At 39.9% G+C, this 1,295-nt stretch carries 2 protein-coding genes; both read left to right on the top strand.

Annotation, left to right across the window (positions count from 1 at the left end; translation table 11 throughout):
- Positions 1–396, top strand: a 396-nt coding sequence (locus tag DBR11_RS30245) for a preprotein translocase subunit SecY (protein WP_369974443.1), incomplete at its 5' end; no start/stop codon positions are given.
- An 8-nt stretch (positions 397–404) separates the two neighbouring features.
- The gene (gene map / locus DBR11_RS18770) at positions 405–1,193 is read left to right on the top strand and encodes a type I methionyl aminopeptidase (RefSeq protein WP_108554170.1); all 789 of its coding nucleotides are present in this window, start codon (positions 405–407) and stop codon (positions 1,191–1,193) included.
- Positions 1,194–1,295 lie beyond the last annotated feature (102 nt).

Here is a 1,295-nt window from a genome sequence, read left to right as displayed (position 1 = left end):
GCATTTACGTTCTTCTACACCGCGATAACGGTTAATCCTACACAAATGTCAGATGATATGAAGAAAAACGGCGGTTTTATTCCTGGTATTAAACCAGGTTTATCGACCTCTTCGTTTATTGATGACGTGATTTCCAAGATCACCTTTCCAGGTGCAATCTTCTTGGCGATCATTGCCATCCTGCCTTCTATTGCAGTTAAATTTGGGATTAAATCAGAATTTGCGCACTTCTATGGAGGTACTTCATTATTGATCCTTGTAGGGGTTGTATTGGATACGTTACAGCAGATCGAGAGTTATTTGTTAATGCGTCACTACGATGGTTTGATGAAAACCGGTAGAGTTACTGGCCGTACAGGGATTCCTGCAGCGAACAGTAGCAGCGCTGTGATATAATATTAAGGATGTCGAAGATTTATTATAAGTCTGCAGAGGAAATCGAACTGATTAGAGAGAGTTCCTTACTGGTGTCAATGACCTTAGCGGAGATCGCGAAAGTTATTGGCCCGGGTATGACAACCATGAGTTTGAATAAATTAGGAGAAACCTTTATAAGAGACAATGGGGGTATACCCGCATTCCTCAATTATAATGGTTTCCCTTATTCTCTTTGTATTTCGCCTAATGAGCAGGTTGTTCATGGGTTTCCAAGTGAATATGTGATACAGGAGGGTGATTTGATCTCTGTGGACTGCGGGGTCATTAAGAACAAGTTCTTTGGTGATTCAGCATATACATTTGCGATTGGTGAGATTGATGCTGAAAGGCAGAAGCTTATTGAAGTTACAAAACAATGCCTGGTAGCAGGGGTAGAGAAAGCCGTGGCAGGATCCAGGATTGGTGATGTAGGTTATGCAGTTCAAAAGCTTGCTGAAGATAACGGTTTTGGCGTAGTAAGAGAACTTGTTGGTCATGGTGTTGGTGTCCAGCTTCATGAAAAGCCAGAGGTTCCTAATTACGGTAAACGTGGTAGTGGTATTAAATTAGAGGAGGGAATGGTAATTGCCATAGAGCCAATGATTAATGCTGGTACAGCGAACATTAAATTTTGGTCTGATGGTTGGACAGTTACCAGTAAGGATAACAGACCATCGGCACATTTTGAACACACAGTGGCAGTCAAAAAGGGGAAAGCGGATGTTTTATCGACCTTTTCTCTAATTGAAGAAGTTTTAAATAAAAAAAGTGAATAATTAATTTTTTTTATTTAATTTTGCAACCCTGTTTGATAGCAGCTAATTAAGTAAAAATCAATATTATATGGCTAAACAAGCCTCAATTGAACAAGACGGTGT

The organism is Pedobacter sp. HMWF019, assembly GCF_003061025.1.
In the GTDB taxonomy this organism is placed as follows: Bacteria; Bacteroidota; Bacteroidia; order Sphingobacteriales; family Sphingobacteriaceae; genus Pedobacter.
The sequence above is the reverse complement of the archived record's forward strand: the minus strand, read 5'-3'. Positions and strand labels throughout refer to the sequence as shown.